We start from the raw sequence: 18,956 nt of genomic DNA, 5'->3' as shown, positions 1-18,956 counted from the left end.
GTTCGCTCCTTTGTATTAGCCTTGGCTTTCGTCAGGCTCGCCCGCTTCCGCGGAGCCTTCAGCCGCAGCCGCGTTCTTCGTTTGCGCGGCAATCGCTTTAGCGGACAGACGAACGTGCAAGTCGTCTAATTGGCGTTCCTTAACCGGCGACGGAGCATCGCAGAGCAAGTCCGTAGCGCTCGCTGTTTTCGGGAACGCGATCGTTTCGCGGAGGTTGGTGCGGCCCGCGAGCAGCATGATGAGACGGTCTAAGCCAAAAGCGATTCCGCCGTGCGGAGGAGTACCGTATTCGAAAGCGTCAAGGAAGAAACCGAACTCCGCTTGCGCCTCTTCGGCGGAGAAACCAAGCGCCTTGAACATTTTTTCTTGAACGTCGCGACGATAGATCCGCATGGAACCGCCGCCGACTTCGTAACCGTTAAGCACGATGTCGTAAGCTTGCGCGCGAATCTTGCCCGGATCGCTGTCGAATAGAGGCAGGTCGTCGTCGTTCGGACGGGTGAACGGATGATGCTCCGCCACGAAACGCTTGGCTTCCTCGTCCCAACCGAGTAATGGGAAGTCAACGACCCATAGGAATTTATACGCTTTGTTGTCGATTAGGCCCAGATCGCGCCCTACTTTCTGACGCAAGTTGCCCATTACGTCTGCAGCCGTCTTCAGCTTGTCGGCGGAGAACGTCAGAAGATCTCCCTCTTCAACGTTCAGACGCTCGGTAAGAGCCGCAATTTCTTCAGGCTTGAAGAATTTCACGATCGGTCCGCGCCATTCGCCGTCTTTAACCGTAATCCAGGCGATGCCTTTACCGCCGTAACGAGCCGCGAACGGTTGCAGATCGTCGAGTTCTTTGCGGCTCCAGCTTGCGCAGCCTTTGGCATTCAATGCTTTTACGACACCGCCGGAAGCGGCGACGGAAGCGAACACTTTCACTTCGCTGCCCTTCACGATATCGGTTACGTCTTCGATTTCCAATCCGAAACGAAGGTCCGGTTTGTCGGAACCGTATTTATGAATTGCGTCATGATAAGTCAAACGTTGGAATGGAGTCGGAATTTCCACGCCGATCGTCTCGCGGAACAGACGAGCCATTAATTGTTCCATCATGCCGAGCAATTGGTCTTGGGTTATGAAAGACGTCTCGATGTCGATTTGCGTGAATTCCGGTTGACGGTCCGCGCGGAGGTCTTCGTCGCGGAAACAGCGCGCCACTTGATAATAACGCTCCAATCCGCCGACCATCAGTAATTGCTTGAACAATTGCGGCGATTGCGGAAGCGCGAAAAATTCGCCCGGATGAACCCGGCTAGGCACCAAATAATCGCGAGCGCCTTCCGGCGAGCTCTTCGTCAGAATCGGAGTTTCAACGTCGATGAAGCCATTATCGTCAAGGAAATCGCGGAATATTTTAGTCGCCTTGGAACGAAGAAGTAACGTCTTCTGCATTTCCGGACGGCGCAAATCCAAGTAGCGGTATTTCAAGCGAAGCGATTCGTCCACCTCTACGCCATCCTCGATCGGGAACGGCGGAGTTTTCGCGGCATTAATAATTTCTACTTCTTCCACCTGAACTTCGATTTCACCCGTTGCCAGGTTAGCATTGAACGTCTCGGGATCGCGTTCTACGATTTTCCCTTTAACCGCCAATACGTATTCATTACGCGCGCGGCTGCCGAGGTCCAAAGCTTGACCGGAAAATTCCGGGTTAAACACGATCTGCACGATTCCCGTACGGTCGCGGAGGTCGATAAACAAAATGCCTCCGAAGTCGCGCCAGCCTTGTACCCATCCGTTTAATACGACCGTTTGACCTACGTTTTCTTTCGTTAATTTACCGCAATCGATATTTTTGAGCATCATGAGTTGTTGTTCCCCTTTTCCTATTTAGAAATAATGGTTTGAATCGTTCGCGCCAGCTCACTTAACTTAACCGCTTGCTGTTCTCCGCCGGTTATCAGCCTTAGCGAGATTTCCCCGCGGTCGAGTTCGTCGTCCCCGAGCACGGCTGCCAATCTGGCTCCGCTGCGTTCCGCGGCTTTGAACTGGGCTTTCGTCTTGCGTCCCAGATAATCCCGCTCCGCCGCAATTCCGGCTACACGTAGCTGCTGGAGCAATGCTGGCAATGCTTTCTCGGCCCGTTCGCCTAATGCGACGATATAGACGTCAACAGCGTTGCCCGAATCCGGCTTTATGCCTTGGCTTTCCAACAAAAGCAGCGTTCGCTCCAGACCGAGTCCGAGTCCAACTCCCGGCTTGTCGTCGCCGCCGACCTCCGCTACTAGCCCGTTATATCTTCCCCCGCCGCCGATCGTATCGATGGCGCCGATCCCTTGAGCTTTGTATTCGAATGCCGTGTGCGTGTAGTAATCGAGCCCGCGTACAAGACGCGAGTTCAGATTGTAAGGAATCCCCATGTCGTCCAAGCACTCGCGCACTCGGGCGAAATGCGCCTCGCACTCTTCATCCAAGCTATCCAGAATCGAAGGCGCGTCCGCGAATTTGTCCTGATCGACCTTGCAATCGAGCACCCGAAGCGGATTGCGTTCCATCCGCGACTGGCAATCCTTGCACAGCTCCTCTTTCATCGGCAGCAAGAACGCGAGCAGCTTCTCCCGGAAATCGGCTCTTACCGCGGGCGTCCCGACGGAGTTCAGATCCACCGTTACTCCCTTTAACCCAAGCTCGCTGTAGAAGGTATACCCTAGAGCGATGACCTCCGCATCCAGAGCCGGATCGGATGATCCGATCGCCTCAACGCCGAATTGGTGGAATTGCCGATACCTTCCGGCTTGCGCACGTTCATAACGAAACATCGGACCGATGTAGTACAGCTTGGACACGTCCGGCTCGCCGAACAGCTTATTTTCTACATAGGAGCGAACGACGCCCGCCGTCCCTTCCGGACGAAGCGTCATGCTTCGGTTGCCTCGATCCTCGAACGTGTACATCTCTTTTTCTACAATGTCTGTCGTTTCGCCAACGCCGCGCTTGAACAGCTCGGTCGCCTCGAACACCGGCGTACGAATTTCCCCGAAACGAAAACGCCGGCACAAGTCGCGAGCCGTGTTCTCCACGTACTGCCATATCTCGGTCTGGCCGGGCAAGAAATCTTGCGTCCCAGGTGGTTTTTGAAAATTCATTAGATTCACTCCTTCTTCAGGCCATTAAAAAAGCCCCCGTCCCCAGACGATCTTAAGAGCTAAGATCGTCAGGGACGAGAGCGTATTCTGTATGCTCCCGCGGTGCCACCCGTCATTCAAGCCTTACAATGCCATCGATCAGGGATCGATACACACCGCAAGCTTGCGCTTCATCCGGTTAACGCCCGGTTACGCCGCAATGCTACTCCATCCGTCCACACATCTCGCGCGGCGGCTTTCGCATCGGGTTCTCGAGGATGTCTTTCGTCCAATCATCGCCGGAAAGCTTGCAGCCTGAAGGCTTTCCTCTCTGTAGGCGTGGGTCTGGAGTACTGTTTCCTGTCATCGAATCTAAGGCAAAATGCAATTGTTATTAATTGTAGTCTGTTGCCGAGAACATGTCAAGAAATTGCGGCCGTCAAAGAAAATAACCTACCGAAATCGGTAGGTTCAATGATTAAATATATTGAAAAAGGGGGTCGTCTATAGATTAGTCTATTTACTTTAAGCTCGCGTGTATAACAGATTACAGTTTGGTTACAAAAAAGAAAGCGTTAACTTTGGCCTGTTGACCCTCTCTCCCGTATTCGTTAGACTATTTCTAACGTCTCGGTTCCCCGATACAAAATTCAGATAGGATGACTTTACCATGAATATATACGATATTTCGCGCCTTGCAGGAGTTTCTCGCAAAACCGTACAGCGGGTACTGAATAACGCATCGAACGTTAAGCCCGAAACGCAGGCCAAAATCCAAAAAATCATGGAAGAGCATCACTTCGAACCAAGCGCGGTTGCACGCAAGCTATCCTCAAGCAAACCGACTACGATTGGCATCTTCATCATTCAAGATGAGCAACAGTACAAGCTGTATACGGACGATCTATTTTACAGTGCCGTTATCGGCGGAATCGTAAGCTACAGCAATTCCAGACACTATAATGTTCTCGTTTCCATAATCGATATATCGGATTCGGACCAAGTTCTAAGCCTATATAGGCAGAAAAGCATAGATGCCGGCATCATAATCAGTTGGTCTAACGTACAGTCTATCGTGGACAAAGTAACGATGGCGGGATTTAGCATAGCCGTGTTCGACCAGAATAACATAAATCCCGATTCGCCCGGCATTCTCTTTCCGCGCCTGGATAACTGGAAGAGCGCCTATGACGCCTGCCAATATTTGCTCGATCTTGGCCATACCCGCCTTGGTATCGTAACGGGAGACATGACCCTTGCATGCTCGGGTGAACGGCTTGAAGGATTTCTGAGCGCCGTCAGAGACCGTGGGCTGGCTGTTGCCGATCGCGATATCTATTATGGGCATTTTATTGAAAAAAGCGGCGTAGATGCCGTTGAGTATTGGTTTCAAAGCGGTCAGTTGCCCGAAGCGATATTTTGCTCTAACGACTTAATGGCCTACGGGGCCATTCAAGCGTTAAATCGCCTTGCCCTATCGATTCCCGAACAAATATCGATTATCGGATTCGACGATCTACTGATTTCCCAATATACGCATCCTCCCCTCACCTCGATGAGGATTCCTCGCGTCGAAATGGCTGTATCGATAACCGAGCGTATTATCGACTTGATGGAGAACGAGGTCGGCCCCCCCTTGCGTCCTCCTGCTTTTCGCGCATCTCTCGTTGAACGTTCTACCTGCAGGAGCAATAAGGGATAACGACTTCTCGCGATGGACCACCGCTCAAAATCCGCATTGAATTTCTGTGAAATGAGGTTTATACTATCCCTAAATGTCCCACGTAGGACATTTTCATTTCGTCGGTTCGGTAACCGCTTACATTTCGAGCATTTTCAACAAACTTGTTGGTTTTCTTCCGCGCGAAAACATTATCTGGAAAGAAGGGATTATGTTTATGAGACGCAAAGAACTAATCAAGAAAAGCTTGTCCTCGATCGGAATTTATTTGTTACTCTTCTCCATCGTGTTGAACTGCTCTTATGCGGCTGCACCGACAGACGGCGCAAACAAATCGTACAAGGATCTGCCTGCCAACCACTGGGCTGCTGCGGCGATTGGCCATCTCAAGGATTACGGAGTTTTGTCCGGGTATTCCGACGGAACGATTCGGCCCGATCAATCGATCACACGCGTCGAGTTCGCGACAATGATCAACCGTTTGTTCGGCTTCAGTGCCTTATCCACAACTATGATCAAGGACAAGGCCGCAAGCTCCTGGGCGAATACGGAAATCTCCAAAGCCGTCGAGGCGGGCTATTTGTCTCTCGATCAAGAACGATCGGCTCGGCCTAACGTCCCTATTAACCGGGGCGACGTTGCGCTGGCCTTGTCCAAAATTTTTCATTTCACGGCCGAAACCGGCAAAACTTCTAAAACATTCCCCGATCTAAAAGGGCTGGAACAACCGAAGATCGATGCCATCACCGCACTCGCGGAGGGGGGCTATTTCAATGGCTTCGTCGACGGAACGTTCAAGCCCGGCAAGACGATAAGCCGCGCAGAGCTCGCCGCGTTGCTAGACCGGATAACCGGATTGTACGTGAACAAAGCTGGCACGACTACCGTCCAGTCCGTCAACGGGAACGTAATCATTAACCGATCCGATATCGTGCTGAACAACGCGATTGTGGACAAAAATTTGTACTTAACGCCCGGAATCGGCGAAGGGGACGCGAAATTAAGCAATGTTACCGTCAAAGGGACTACTTTCGTTCAAGGCGGCGGAGACCATAGCGTCACCATTGAAGATTCTCGATTGACGACTCTTGTCGTCAATAAGAATAGCGGACCGGTGCGCGTCATCATCACTGGAACGGTCGACGTGCTCGTCGTAGACAGTCTTGCCCACATTATTATCGCGGAGGGCGCAGCGGTGAAACAAATCATCATCACCGAACATGCTAACGATTCGACTATTGAAAACAAAGGAAAGATCGAACGGTTCGATAACAAAGCTTCAGAAGTACGACTGAACGGCAAAGCTTTGCCATCGGGTGTTTCCACGGGAATCAACTCTGGCGTTACTTCCAGCGGTGGCGGCGGTGGTGGTGGTGGCGGTGGCGGCGGATCGCCCGTTTCCAATCTATGGACCTTAGACTGGAGCGACGAATTCAATGATCAAACGATCGATCCCGCCAAATGGACATTCGACGTCTCGAACGGAGCTACAGCCAACAATCCGGGCTGGGGAAATAACGAGCTGCAGTACTATACTTCGCGACCGGACAACGTGAAGGAAGAGAACGGCAATCTCGTCATTACGGCAAAAAAAGAAGAATATGAGGGTTTCCATTATACTTCGACGCGAATTAAAACAAAGGGATTGTTCAGCAGGACATACGGAAAATTCGAAATTCGCGCCAAAACCCCTGCTGGCAAAGGATTGTGGCCGGCCATCTGGTTGCTGCCGGAGAACAATGCCTACGGCGTATGGGCGGCTTCAGGGGAAATCGATATTATGGAAACTTGGGGCAGCCGGCCCGATACGGTAGCGGGAACGATCCATTACGGGCAAACTTCTCCCGGAAATACGAGCAGCGGCAAAGAACATAAGTTCACGAACAGTACGACGCAACAATTCCATACGTACGCTATCGAATGGGAACCTAACGAAATTCGCTGGTACGTGGACGGACAGCTCTACTCCAGCCAGAAAGATTGGTACAGCCAAAGCGCGAACCAACCCGACATCAATTCCTATCCTGCGCCATTCGATCAGCCGTTCCATCTGATCATGAATTTGGCCGTAGGAGGCAATTTCGACGGGGATCCGACCCCGGATACCGCATTCCCGCAGACGATGGAAATTGATTACGTTCGCTATTACAAATTAACGGGAAGAGACTATAACCAGCCGACGCCCCCAACCTATGCCAAAGAAAACTACCTGCCTGGTTCGAAACTGCCCCAGGCTCCGGACAACGATTTGGTTTATAATGCCGCCTTTACACAGACGATACCTGGCGATGAAGGAATGAACGTGGACGGTACGGCGCATTGGCACCTCTTTCAAGAACCGGGAAGAGCGTCAGCGGATGTCGTGATCGAGCCGATCAACGGACGAAACTATGCTAAAGTCAATATCTCTAACGGCGGAGGCAACCCTTATTCGATTCAGCCGCAATCGCTCGTCTCCTTAGCGAAAGGGCGGTTCTACAAGCTTAGCTTCGACGCCAAGACCGACTCTTCGCGGACGATGAACGTTAAGTTAACAGGCGGCGAAACGAGAGGATTTACGGCGTACTCTCCATCACTATCCGTACCGTTAACCGCTGATTTCAAATCCTATCAGATGTCTTTCCAGATGAAACAGGATTCGGATATCGCCGCTAGGATCGAATTTAATATGGGTACAAACACGCATCCCGTCTGGTTTGGCAACGTGAAGCTAGTCGAGGTCGATAATATTCCATTCGAGCACGACTTGCCCAAAACGCCGTTCGGACCGGAGGGCAACCATATTTATAACGGTACTTTCGACCAAGGAGAGCCGAATCGCCTATCCTATTGGCACTTGTTGACTTCGGGAGGAGCCCAAGCAACGGCCTCCGTAGACGCAACCGAGCGCAAGCTCAATTTGAACATCTCAAACGGAGGGTCATCTTCCAATCAAGTTCAATGGGTTCAAAAAGGCTTATCCCTCATTAGCGGCCAACAATATCAACTCACGTTGGTCGGAAAAGCGAATACGCCGCGGCAAGTTAACGTTCAATTCGTAAGCAAGGACGGCAGAGAAATCTACGCAGAGCAACCGCTGAACATGTCGGGCGTCGAAGAAAATAAATCGATGTCCTTCACGATGAACGGAGCGACGACCGCGGATGCCCAAATCGTATTCAACTTAGGCGGTTCGGAAGGTTCGCTGAAATGGGATAACATTAAGCTTGTAAGAACTAGCATTTATCTCGATCCTACCGCAGTGAAATTCCCGCTGTTAAACGGTCAATTCGACAGCGGACTTGCAGGTTGGAGAATTGTCGGCAATGACGGTGCAAGCCTAACTGCTTCTCCTGAGCTATCCCAAGCCAAGCTATCGATCAGTGCTACCGGGGCTAATCCGTGGAGTACCCTGTTCCTTCAAGAAGGCCTAAGCGCTACGAACGGCATTTCGTACCTCTTCGAATTCGATGCTTACGCGACAACGAATCGAAAAATGCAAGCCGTTATCGAGAATGCATCCTATCAACCGTCTTTTAGTAAAACCGTAGATTTGACGACGGAGAAAACCCGCTACAAATACGAGTTCATGAAATCGGGCAGCGAAGAAGTCGACTTGAAATTCCTGCTTGGCAAAATAGCCGGAGACGGCGCGCTTGGAACTCATGACGTGTTCATTGATAACGTCGTGTTCGAACCGAAAGGAGCGATCAGCACAAACAATAAGTTGTCTAACGGTACTTTCGATGCGAATACAGAGGGATGGACGAATTTCTTCTATCAAGACGGAGGAGTATCGGGAGCCGTATACGGAGATAACGGTTCGATGAAAGCGAGCCTTAATCAGAGCGGCCCGGACTCTTGGAATGCGCAAGTGGATTACGAGAACGTGACGATCGAACAGAACAAAAGCTATCGCTTGACCTTCGATGCCCGTTCCAGCATCGCCCGTAACATACAGGTCGTCGTCGAACATAAAGGCGGGGATTATACCAAATATATGGAAGCACGTACTGTCGCATTGAAGGATACTCCCCAAACTTACAGCTATACCTTCACTTCAAATGCGGCGACGGATTCCGGCGCTCACGTCAATTTCCTGCTAGGCCGGATAGACGACGCGATTGGCACGCCTCACGACATCTATTTCGACAACATCAGCTTAGTCGAAGTGACTTTGCCTTCGTTAGAGGGGCATGCCCTCTTAAATGGGACGTTCGATGCAAACATGGATAATTGGAAAACCTATGTGAACGATGGGGCGGAAACAACGGTGTTCACCGTGGATTCCCAGAAACTGAAAGTCGACTTCCCGAACTACGATGGATGGTTCCAATGGTCTACGCAGGTGTTCCAAAATGGCCTTAAGCTCGTCGCAGGCAAAACTTACGTTCTCTCGTTCGATGCTAGCTCTTCGATTAATAAGAGCGTCTTGGTCCAATTGGAGAAAGGCAGCGCGGGCAATCATCTGTCCGCGCAACCTGTAGCTTTGACCTCAACCGCTAAAAATTTTACGTTCGAATTTACGGTGAGCGGCGATACCGATCAGAATGCCAAACTGAACTTTCTGCTAGGCAGCAACAACGTTCCGGGTGACCAGTTCCAAACGCATAGCATCTGGTTGGATAACATTTCATTATCCGAGAAACCGTAAGTAAAAAATCGAAATCCCCTCCTGCATCAGAGGCTCTCAGAGCCTCCGTACCGGAGGGGATTTTTCTTTGCCATGACCAAATATATTATCCTCGACCACCCGGGGGATGACGTCTTCCATTCATAGCTCCCGCAGGCGAACTAGCGCCTAGCTCGCTTCCGAATTCCTCGCGAATTTGGCTCGACAGAGCCATCGCTTCCCTGCGTTCCGGCATTAAGCCTTCCCGCATCATCCATTCCAGGTTCGCTTCCTTACGCGATTGCCTCACATCAACACTCCTCTCAACTCCGTATAAGGATTTGAGATGTAGTGTTTCCTCATTGCGTTATTTTCAACCGTTCCGGCTATCCAGAATCAACGTCACCGGACCATCGTTCACTAAAGATACGTCCATCATCGCGCCGAACCGCCCGGTTTCCACCTGCAATCCTCTGGCCCGCAACCGCTCGTTGAACTGCTCGTACAGCGATTCCGCAAGCTCAGGCCGGGCCGCTCCCATGAAGTTAGGGCGCTTCCCTTTGCGGCAATCCCCATATAACGTGAACTGGGACACGGATAGGATCGCGCCGTTCACGTCCTCGACCGACAGGTTCATTTTACCGGCTTCGTCTTCGAAAATTCTTAATCCTGCAAGCTTGTCCGCCATCCAGACCAAATCCTGCTCCGTATCCTCTTGTCCGACTCCGACTAGGAGCATCAATCCGGCCCCGATCTGACCGACAACTTCTCCCTCTACGGTTACCTTAGCTTCGGATACCCGCTGCAAAACGACTTTCATTTCCTGCTTCCTCCGTTCTTGTTGTCCAATTATTGCATCATACGCTGCACGGAAAAAATATCTTTGACTCGTTTGATCTTATCGACGACCGACTGTAAATGATCCTTATTGCGGATAAGGATCGTCATGTGCATAATCGCCATTTTGTTCTTATCGGAACGGCCGGATACCGCGGAGATGTTCGTCTTGCTCTCCGAGACGGCCTGCAATACCTCGTTCAACAATCCACGACGATCGTGGCCGAGAATCTCGATCTCTACGCTGTAATTCGACTCGACGGCGGATTCCCAATCCACCTCGATAACGCGAGCTGCCTCTTCCCCGTCATCTCCCGTCGGAATATTCGGGCAATCCGTCCGATGCACCGATACGCCGCGACCGCGCGTAATATAACCGATAATGTCGTCTCCCGGTACCGGGTTACAACAACGGGCAAACCGAACGAGCAGATTGTCTACTCCTTTGACGCTTACGCCGTGGGTAGGACGCCGCTTCTCCGTTGCCGATGCGGGCGCCTTCATTTCCTTAACTTCCGTCGTCAATTGAATCTGCTGCGCTTCTTCCGCTTCCTTGCGCATTTTCTCCGTCAGCTTCGTGCACACTTGAGGAGCGGTAATGCCGCCGAATCCGATCGCAGACATCATATCTTCCATGTCGTTAAACGTAAACTTCTTAGCGGCTTCCTGAAGCTTCTCGTCGGTCATCCATTCATGCGGCTCCAGACCTAACCGCTTCAACTCGCGCTCCAGAAGCTCGCGCCCTTTATCGACGCTCTCTTCCCGTTGCTCCTTCTTGAACCATTGCCTAATTTTGCTCCGCGCATGAGAAGACTGTGCAACCTTTAGCCAATCTTGGCTTGGGCCATAAGAGTGCTTGGAGGTGAGGATCTCGACGATGTCGCCCGTCTTCAGCTTATGGTCAAGGGGCACGATACGGCCGTTCACCTTGGCACCGATCGTACGGTTACCGACTTCCGTATGAACGCGATAAGCAAAATCAAGCGGCACGGAACCAGCCGGCAGCTCGAACACTTCGCCTTTAGGCGTAAATACGAATACAAGATCGGTAAAGAAGTCCATCTTGAGCGATTCCATGAATTCCGCCGCATCGCGGGTTTCTTGTTGCAGCTCGATGATCTCGCGGAACCAATTCATTTTATCGCCGAAGCTACCCGGTGCGACGCCCGCGGAGTTTCCATCCTTGTACGCCCAGTGGGCCGCGATTCCGATCTCGCTTGTTCGGTGCATATCCCACGTTCGGATTTGCACTTCCGTAGGTTCGCCCGTCGAACCGATGATCGTCGTGTGCAGCGATTGGTACATGTTCGCCTTAGGCATCGCTATATAATCTTTGAAGCGGCCGGGCATCGGTTTCCATAACGTATGGATGATCCCGAGAGTCGCATAACAATCCTTCACGTTATCGACCAGAATACGGATGGCGAGCAAATCATAAATCTCATTAAATTGCTTGTTACGAGAAGACATTTTCTTATAAACGCTATAAATATGTTTAGGACGTCCGGAGATGTCGCCTTGAATGCCCATTTCCTCCAGCTTCTCGCGAATGCGTTCGATAAGCTCGGTAATGTGCTGCTCGCGTTCCGTCCGTTTCATCTTCATCAGATGGGCGATCCGGTAATACTGCTGCGGGTTCAGGAAACGAAGAGCGATATCCTCCATCTCCCATTTAATCGAGCTGATCCCGAGCCTGTGAGCGATCGGACAGAAAATTTCCAACGTTTCGTGAGCGATCCGGCGTTGGCTTTCTTCCGACTGAAACTTGAGCGTGCGCATATTGTGCAGACGATCGGCGAGCTTGATCAGAATGACCCGAATATCGTTCGCCATCGCAACGAACATTTTACGATAATTTTCGTTCTGCTGCTCTTCCTTGGATTGAAATTGAATCCGTTCCAACTTAGTTAAGCCATCGACTAGACCCGCCATCGTCTCGCCGAAACGGTTGCGAAGATCCTCAAGCGTCACGTTCGTATCTTCGACTACGTCATGAAGCAACGCCGCCATTACGGTTACGACGTCCATTTGCATTCCCATGCATATTTCGGCAACCGCCACGGGATGCAGAATATAAGGTTCGCCGGATTTACGGACTTGGCCGCGATGCGCCTCTTCGGCAAATTCGTAAGCTTCCCGGATTTTCTGCAAATCTTGCTCTTTCATATAAGTAGTGGCTTTCTCGAGAAGCAGCTCCATGCCCATGCTATATTCCTTTCTACCGGCGCCAAACACCGGGAGTTTCCCCTGAAGTTATTGCTATCATTATGCCTCTAAGCGACGTAAAACGTCAACCTTGGTACGAAGGACTTAAGACTTAAGATGGGAGTATATTGAAAAAAAGACACCCCAAGAAGCCGGTAGGCCATAGGAATGTCTAGATGAGTAAAATAATCCGATTAATAAGTGATCAGTGACGCGACATCGATGCCAGCCAGCTTGTCGCGGCCGCTTAAGTAACCAAGCTCGATCAAAAAGGCTGCTCCGACGATTTCGCCTCCGAGTTGCGTTATCAAATCGATCGATGTGGCGATCGTTCCTCCCGTAGCGAGCAGATCGTCGGCGATGAGTACTTTTTGCCCAGGTTGGATGGAATCGCTGTGGATCGCTAACCGATCTTTGCCGTATTCCAGATCGTAAGCCGCTTCGACCGTATTTCCCGGCAATTTGCCGCTTTTGCGGATAGGCACGAAACCAACGCCAAGCGCGAGCGCAAGCGGAGCGCCGATAACGAAACCGCGAGCTTCCGGACCTGCGATCAGGTCGATTTGTTTATCTTTCACGAGTTCTTTCATAGCGTCTATAGCCGCCCGGTAGGCCGGACCGTCTTTCAGCAATGTCGTAATATCTTTAAATCGAATGCCCGGTTGCGGGAAATCAGGAATGACCCGAATGTAATCTTTAAAATTCAAGTTAATCAAACTCCTTTATTGTAAATAACACGAATGCTGACGATAGGTCAATGGGATCACGAACAGCATTATACACTTTATACCTACCCTTTGGCTAGAGAGATCGTCCTTGAGATCGATTACGGGGGTTAGCTTCCAGATCCGCAGTGGCATTCCGAGAACCACGTTTGCAACTCATCGGTCGACATTTCCGATAAACTTAACCCTGCCGCATACTCTCGAGCTTTGCGGTAACGTGCGGACTCCTCAAGTTCTCTACGCGGCGGGTCGGTGACGAATTTCCGCGAGGCTCCATCCGCGCTTATAAAACCGAGCTCAATGAACACCTCGTGCATCATACGTACGGTCGACAACGGCCATCCCGTCCGCGACGCCGTTTCCAGAAGAAAACCGTCAGGGCTGTCCAGCCAAGCCCCTTTACTCCGGCAGGCCGCATACACTTCGCCGAATTGTTTACGGTCAGGGAATAATGCCGTCTTTGCACTGCCCGCATGCTGGAGCTCCACATCCGAGAACACAGTCACGCACTCTAATCCTCTCTCCGGAGCTAACCAATCTTTAAGCGTCCTTACTTCTTGATCGCTTTTCGGTAACCCCAAAGCAATCAAATGACGCCATTCGTTAATCGAATTAGTTGCGGAGGCAGATTGCATTGCGGCAACCTTATCGACTGCTGCGTCCGAATATAAACCGATGGGAATTCCCAAATGGCCGAATTTGGACATTGCCATCTTATTTAGTTCTATGGAACCGCAGCCTATAGCTATTCCAGCGGTTTGATCCATAAGCAGTTTCCCGAGCTCGTTCCATACGTCTCGATCTTTCCTTCTATCCTTCAGCAATAACCGATCCGATCGGTAATCTTGAAGCATGACCTGCACTTTGCGGTTTCCGTTCCATTCGTTAATAGACAGCTCGCCTAGCAGATCGATTTGCGTCCCTGGAGCCAATCTTTCTCGCTGCGCCCCCAGGCCGAACGCAACCGCTTCAACCGCCTGGTTCGCCTGTTGAACGGTCAATCGCAGATGTTTATCTTCCTTCCCCATCGTCCGGCTTTCCCGAATGCTCACGTCCCGAATGACGATACGAGGAGTCGGATTGCCGTTACCGAATGGTTCCAAGCTAGCGAGCTGTTCTACGGCCTCCAAGGTGACATCGGATAAAGCAATGCTTAGATCGACCCGCCGTTTAGGCTGCCAATCTTCCGCGTTTAACCATTGCTCCGCCAAGTCATGCAGCCTATCGGCGAGTTGATCGATCTTTTCCCGGGAAATGGTCATGCCCGCTGCCGCTTGGTGTCCGCCATAATGCTCCATCAGACCCGCGTTTTCCGTCAAAGCCGCAAATAAGTCAAAGCCTTCTATTGAACGCGCCGAGCCTTTGCACAAGCCGGTGTCCGCATCGACGGCCAGCACGATTGCAGGACGGTAATATCGTTCCACTAGCTTCGATGCGACTAAGCCGGCAATGCCTGCATTCCAGCCTTCCTCAGCAAGCACGATCACGTTCCTTGCCTTGCCTTCATCGGCAGCGCATTTGCCCTGCCACAATTCATCCGCTTCGCTAAAGGTCTTGTCGACCAAAGCTTGGCGCTCCCCATTTAACCGATCCAGCTCCAACGCTAGGGGCTCTGCCTCTTCTTCGCTGGTCGCCCTTAGGAGCATTAGCGCGCTGTCCGCATGCTCAAGCCGTCCCCCTGCATTTAGTCGAGGAGCCAAGGAAAATCCGATACGTCCGCTCGATAGTTCCTCTGGTTTACAGCCGGACACTTTAGCAAGAGCGCGGATGCCCGCAGTCGGTTGGCGGCGCATCAAATCCAATCCAAGACGGGCAATAATCCGATTCTCGCCGGTGAGAGGCATTAAATCCGCGATCGTGCCGATAGCCGCCAGATCAGCGTACTCCATCATTGGACGGCCAAGCATGGCATGCGCTAGCTTAAATACGACGCCCGCGCCGCATAATCCCTTGAACGGATAAGGACAATCCTGCTGCTTCGGGTTAACGAGAGCGATCGCTTCGGGCAGCTTCTCCGGAGGTTCGTGATGATCGGTAACGACAACGTCTATTCCTCTTTGCGCAGCATAGGCTATTTGCTCTACCGCGCTTATCCCATTGTCGACGGTCAGGAGCAGCTTAACGCCGGCTTCCGCAGCTTTGTCTATCGCACCGATGTTAAGACCATACCCTTCTCGGCTTCTGTGCGGGATATAAGTATCGAAGCTTGCTCCAAGTTCGGTTAATAACCGACTCATCAGCGCGGTAGAGGTCACTCCGTCGGCATCGTAATCGCCGTACACACGAATGTGCTCGCCCTCGCGCACCGCTTGAGCGATGCGTTCCACCGCCGCGGACATTCCTTTCATCATAAAAGGGTCATGAAGCGCGTCAACCTCCGGATGAAGAAATGCCGATGCGCTGTCCGTGGACGTCCACCCCCTGCCCGCTAACACGCCGGCAACGATGCGGCTAACCTTCCATTCCTTCGCAAGCTTATCCACTTGCCCTTCATCCAACGACGGAAGATCCCATCTATATTTGGACTTTAACACCTTTGTCCCTCCCTGCTTGCTTAAAAGAACAAATCCGCCGGCACGAGGACGGCGGATTGAATTTGACGTGATTATTGCAATAACGATGCAAGCTCATCTTCATGATGATTAGATTTATACGGAAAACCCGGATCGTAAGGCTGCACCTTCACGCTAACGTCCATGATATGGATGAACCGTTTGGTCAGTTGGCGACGCACACGTTGCGCAACGTCTTGACCTTCGAACACGCTGATTCTCGGATTAACGCGAATGATAACATCTAGCACGATATAATGCCCTTGCTCTCTCGCTTTGACTTCGTCCACGGCTACGACGCCGTCTACCCTTTGGACGGCTTCGAGCAACGTCTGCGCATCGGCGTCGTCGATGACGTAACGATCGGATGCCCGAAGAACGCCCGTAGTCATTCGGTACCCCATCCGAAGGATAAATACGGAGATGACGAGCCCCGCGGCCGGATCGAGAACATACAGGAACGGCATATTGTAGAGACCCCCAACGACTGCCCCCGACGTCCCGACCAATGCGGTCAAGGAAGCGAAGATATCAGAACGATTGTCCCCTGCACGGTCGCCTCGAATTCCGCAACGGTTGTCACGGCTTCGCTTATAACGGACAAGTCCTTCTCTTACGCCGATCCCTACCGCAATGACGATTACGGCACCGACGCCCGGTGCTTCATCGACTCCATTCGCGACGGAGCGAACCGATGAAATCCCAATCTCAATACCGGCGACTAGAAGTACCGCGGATAAGACAATCGCGGCCACGGATTCCGGTTGCGGACGCGAAGAGCTGGATGCATTCGGATCTATTCTAGCTTTACGTATACCGAGATAAGATGTAAAAGTACAGGCGCAGTCGGCGGCAGACTGGCAAGCGTCCGCTAATAAAGCTTTGCTTCCCGTTATCCATCCGACCGTACCCTTCACGATAAACAAGCCGAGCAGTCCCCATAGGGACACCAGTGAGCCGTGTTCCGCAGTGACGGAGCGTTGTTCCATAGCCACTAGAACCACTCCTTTCCTGTTGCTTAAGGCGTGCTTTGCGGTTTAATCGCCATTTTCTTGAGCGGTTGCTTCTTACGCAAGTACAACCAGAGCTGGCTGGCAATGAAGATGGAAGAATAAGCTCCGCACACCAATCCTAAGATCATGGCTAACGAGAACAGTTTAATCGACTCGCTTCCGAAAATGAATAGGCAACCGGCCGCGAACAAAACGGTGATGACCGTGTTAATGGAACGAGCTAGAGTTTGCCAGATGCTGTCGTTAACCAATGTGTCTAGATCCGCATGGGTTTTCAGCTTGGCGAACCGCAGATTTTCGCGTATTCGGTCGAAGATAACGACCGTATCGTTAATCGCGTAACCGATAATGGTCAGCACCGCCAAGATGAAAGGCAAGTTCACTTCCAGACGGAATATCGAGAAGACCGAAATGACGAAGAAGGCAGTATATACAAGCGAGGTTACCGCGGCAACCGCAAATCGCCATTCGAAACGCATGCTCACGTAGAGTACGATTCCTAAACAAGCGACGGCCATTCCGATAAGCGCGCTTTTCTGTTGTTCGCGCGCGATGTCTACGTCTACGATATTGACCTCGTAAGAAGCGCTAGGATCGACTTGCGCGGTGAATGCCGCTTTCAAATCTTTCTCCTGCTGCTCGTTAAGAGCTTGCTTGAACCGGATAGAATCCCGATTCTCCGCCATGGTCAGGCTATAATCCCCGAGCTTCTGCTCGTCCAAGAAAATTCTCAGCTTGCTTTCGTCGACGGCTTTCTTGGTCGAGATGTCAATCGATGTACCCGAACTGAAATCAATGCCGTAATTCATACCGAAAATACTGACGGCCACGATGCCGAGAAGCGTAATGATCGCGGAAACGATTAAGAACTTGCGGCTTGATTTAACAAAGTCGAATGAGCGTTTAGAGCGCATTGATTTCGTCCTCCTTCACGCTGTAATACGACGGCTTGTTAACCCGACCGCTTTTGATCAATAGATTTAGCAAGTAACGCGGAAGGAACACGTTCGTGAGAATGTTAACGATAATACTCGCGATGAGTACGATCGCAAAGCTTTTGACGATACCGTGGCCCATGAAATAAAGAACCCCTGCCGCGATCAAAGTCGTAATATGCGCGTCGATAATCGTCCGGAAGCTGTTTTTCGCTCCCGCGCGAAGAGAGGACGCTATCGTTTTGCCGCTGCGAAGTTCGTCCTTGATCCGTTCCGCCGTAATGATGTTAGAGTCGACGGCGATCCCGATCCCAAGAACGAAGGCCGCAATACCCGGAAGGGTAAGCGTCGCATTCATCAAATAGAACACGCCAAGCAATATCCATACGAATACAATGAGACAAATGCTCGCCACGATGCCCGGCAATCGGTACAAGATCAGCATGAACAACAAGATTAATACGGAGGCAAGACCGCCTGCGAACAACGTATCATGCAACGATTGTTTCCCTAATGTCGCGCCGACGCTTTGCGTATATTTTTCTGTTATTTTAAGCGGCAATGCACCCAGGTTGATAATATCCGCCAACTCTTGCGCTTCTTTGCGCGAATCTTGGCCTGTGATGACGGCCGTTCCATTGGTCAGCGCCGTTTGGACTACCGGAGCCGATTGGAGTACATCGTCTAGGTAGATCGCTAAGTTTTTCCCGACCAACTTAGAGGAAACGTCCGCTAGCTTTTTCTTGTCTTTAACGACGATGTTAACCACATAGGAGTTCAGATCGCCCATTTCGACTTTAGCGGCGCCCTCTTTAAAATCCGAACCATACAGTTCCACGTTGCAATAGGAACCGTCCGTGCAACCGACCGAGCTACGGAATTGCAATTCGGCGGGACGTTTCATAAGATCGCGAATTTTCTGAATCGCTTCATCGCGTTCTTGGTCGGTGGTCCCTGTCGAAATCGCGATTTTCAGACGAATTCGTTTTTTACCCTCTGTCGTAACTTCGGGTTCGGCGACGCCTGATTTATTCGCGCGATCTTCCAGGCTTTTCGCCGTTCGATTCAGAGATTCCGTCGTAATGACGCCACCTTCCGTTAGCGGTGACGCTTCGTACAGAATTTCTACTCCGCCTTTCAAGTCGAGCCCCAGCTTCGTTGCGTTCAACAATCCGGGCGTGAAAGCTCCCATAATCCCGAATCCAACGAGAACTACGAGCACGAATGCTACTATTCGTTTCATTTCTGGTGCGATCCCCTTTCGATTCTCAATGTTCCTATTATACCTACGCGATGAAAAG

Annotated in this window: 12 protein-coding genes; 2 read left to right on the top strand and 10 right to left on the bottom strand. The window is 51.4% G+C overall.

Features of this window, described 5'->3' with window-relative positions:
• Positions 1 to 15 precede the first annotated feature (15 nt).
• Both aspS and hisS read right to left on the bottom strand, forming a co-directional pair.
• Positions 16 to 1,857: an aspartate--tRNA ligase gene (gene aspS / locus L3D05_RS06765; RefSeq protein WP_239615239.1), complete on the bottom strand. Its 1,842-nt coding sequence runs from the start codon at positions 1,855 to 1,857 to the stop codon at positions 16 to 18.
• A gap of 20 nt (positions 1,858 to 1,877) precedes the next feature.
• Positions 1,878 to 3,137 (bottom strand): histidine--tRNA ligase, encoded by a 1,260-nt coding sequence (gene hisS, locus L3D05_RS06760; protein WP_239615238.1) that lies wholly within the window; start codon positions 3,135 to 3,137, stop codon positions 1,878 to 1,880.
• Between the two features lie 649 nt (positions 3,138 to 3,786).
• Between hisS and L3D05_RS06755 the strand changes: the two genes are divergently transcribed.
• Together L3D05_RS06755 and L3D05_RS06750 are read left to right on the top strand one after the other, a co-directional pair.
• Positions 3,787 to 4,818, top strand: a complete 1,032-nt coding sequence (locus tag L3D05_RS06755) for a LacI family DNA-binding transcriptional regulator (RefSeq protein WP_239615237.1) — start codon at positions 3,787 to 3,789, stop codon at positions 4,816 to 4,818.
• A 196-nt stretch (positions 4,819 to 5,014) separates the two neighbouring features.
• A complete protein-coding gene (locus tag L3D05_RS06750) occupies positions 5,015 to 9,430 on the top strand; it encodes a carbohydrate binding domain-containing protein (protein WP_239615236.1) in 4,416 nt (1,471 codons plus the stop codon).
• Between the two features lie 85 nt (positions 9,431 to 9,515).
• Here L3D05_RS06750 and L3D05_RS06745 read toward each other — a convergent pair whose 3' ends face one another.
• From L3D05_RS06745 to secD, 8 genes are all read right to left on the bottom strand, one after another.
• Positions 9,516 to 9,698 carry a hypothetical protein gene (locus L3D05_RS06745; RefSeq protein ID WP_239615235.1) on the bottom strand — a complete coding sequence of 61 codons (183 nt, stop codon included), beginning with the start codon at positions 9,696 to 9,698 and terminating at the stop codon, positions 9,516 to 9,518.
• Between the two features lie 63 nt (positions 9,699 to 9,761).
• Positions 9,762 to 10,208 (bottom strand): D-aminoacyl-tRNA deacylase, encoded by a 447-nt coding sequence (gene dtd, locus L3D05_RS06740; RefSeq protein WP_239615234.1) that lies wholly within the window; start codon positions 10,206 to 10,208, stop codon positions 9,762 to 9,764.
• Positions 10,209 to 10,237: 29 nt separating this feature from the next.
• Positions 10,238 to 12,430 (bottom strand): RelA/SpoT family protein, encoded by a 2,193-nt coding sequence (locus tag L3D05_RS06735; protein WP_239615360.1) that lies wholly within the window; start codon positions 12,428 to 12,430, stop codon positions 10,238 to 10,240.
• A 194-nt stretch (positions 12,431 to 12,624) separates the two neighbouring features.
• The gene (locus L3D05_RS06730) at positions 12,625 to 13,137 is read right to left on the bottom strand and encodes an adenine phosphoribosyltransferase (protein ID WP_239615233.1); all 513 of its coding nucleotides are present in this window, start codon (positions 13,135 to 13,137) and stop codon (positions 12,625 to 12,627) included.
• A 128-nt stretch (positions 13,138 to 13,265) separates the two neighbouring features.
• On the bottom strand, positions 13,266 to 15,689 hold the full coding sequence (gene recJ / locus L3D05_RS06725; RefSeq protein WP_239615232.1) for a single-stranded-DNA-specific exonuclease RecJ: 2,424 nt from the start codon (positions 15,687 to 15,689) through the stop codon (positions 13,266 to 13,268).
• 71 nt (positions 15,690 to 15,760) lie between these two features.
• Positions 15,761 to 16,696, bottom strand: coding sequence for a cation diffusion facilitator family transporter (locus L3D05_RS06720; RefSeq protein ID WP_239615359.1), 936 nt, complete (start codon positions 16,694 to 16,696; stop codon positions 15,761 to 15,763).
• 29 nt (positions 16,697 to 16,725) lie between these two features.
• The gene (gene secF / locus L3D05_RS06715; RefSeq protein ID WP_239615231.1) at positions 16,726 to 17,634 is read right to left on the bottom strand and encodes a protein translocase subunit SecF; all 909 of its coding nucleotides are present in this window, start codon (positions 17,632 to 17,634) and stop codon (positions 16,726 to 16,728) included.
• Positions 17,624 to 18,898 carry a protein translocase subunit SecD gene (secD, locus tag L3D05_RS06710; RefSeq protein ID WP_239615230.1) on the bottom strand — a complete coding sequence of 425 codons (1,275 nt, stop codon included), beginning with the start codon at positions 18,896 to 18,898 and terminating at the stop codon, positions 17,624 to 17,626. The genes secF and secD overlap by 11 nt, the downstream gene beginning before the upstream one ends.
• Positions 18,899 to 18,956: the final 58 nt, after the last annotated feature.

It is taken from the genome of Cohnella mopanensis (assembly GCF_022352055.1).
Lineage (GTDB): Bacteria > Bacillota > Bacilli > Paenibacillales > Paenibacillaceae > Cohnella > Cohnella mopanensis.
Note: the sequence above shows the minus strand (reverse complement) of the source record. Positions and strands in the feature narration are given on the sequence as shown.

What these genes read in the sequence shown, in the direction of transcription:
- hisS (WP_239615238.1), bottom strand. Translation starts at nt 3,137, where the DNA reads ATGAATTTTCAAAAACCACCTGGGACGCAAGATTTCTTGCCCGGCCAG.
- L3D05_RS06720 (WP_239615359.1), bottom strand. Translation starts at nt 16,696, where the DNA reads ATGGAACAACGCTCCGTCACTGCGGAACACGGCTCACTGGTGTCCCTA.
- L3D05_RS06755 (WP_239615237.1), top strand. Translation starts at nt 3,787, where the DNA reads ATGAATATATACGATATTTCGCGCCTTGCAGGAGTTTCTCGCAAAACC.
- secF (WP_239615231.1), bottom strand. Translation starts at nt 17,634, where the DNA reads ATGCGCTCTAAACGCTCATTCGACTTTGTTAAATCAAGCCGCAAGTTC.
- L3D05_RS06750 (WP_239615236.1), top strand. Translation starts at nt 5,015, where the DNA reads ATGAGACGCAAAGAACTAATCAAGAAAAGCTTGTCCTCGATCGGAATT.
- dtd (WP_239615234.1), bottom strand. Translation starts at nt 10,208, where the DNA reads ATGAAAGTCGTTTTGCAGCGGGTATCCGAAGCTAAGGTAACCGTAGAG.
- secD (WP_239615230.1), bottom strand. Translation starts at nt 18,898, where the DNA reads ATGAAACGAATAGTAGCATTCGTGCTCGTAGTTCTCGTTGGATTCGGG.
- aspS (WP_239615239.1), bottom strand. Translation starts at nt 1,857, where the DNA reads ATGATGCTCAAAAATATCGATTGCGGTAAATTAACGAAAGAAAACGTA.
- L3D05_RS06735 (WP_239615360.1), bottom strand. Translation starts at nt 12,430, where the DNA reads ATGGGCATGGAGCTGCTTCTCGAGAAAGCCACTACTTATATGAAAGAG.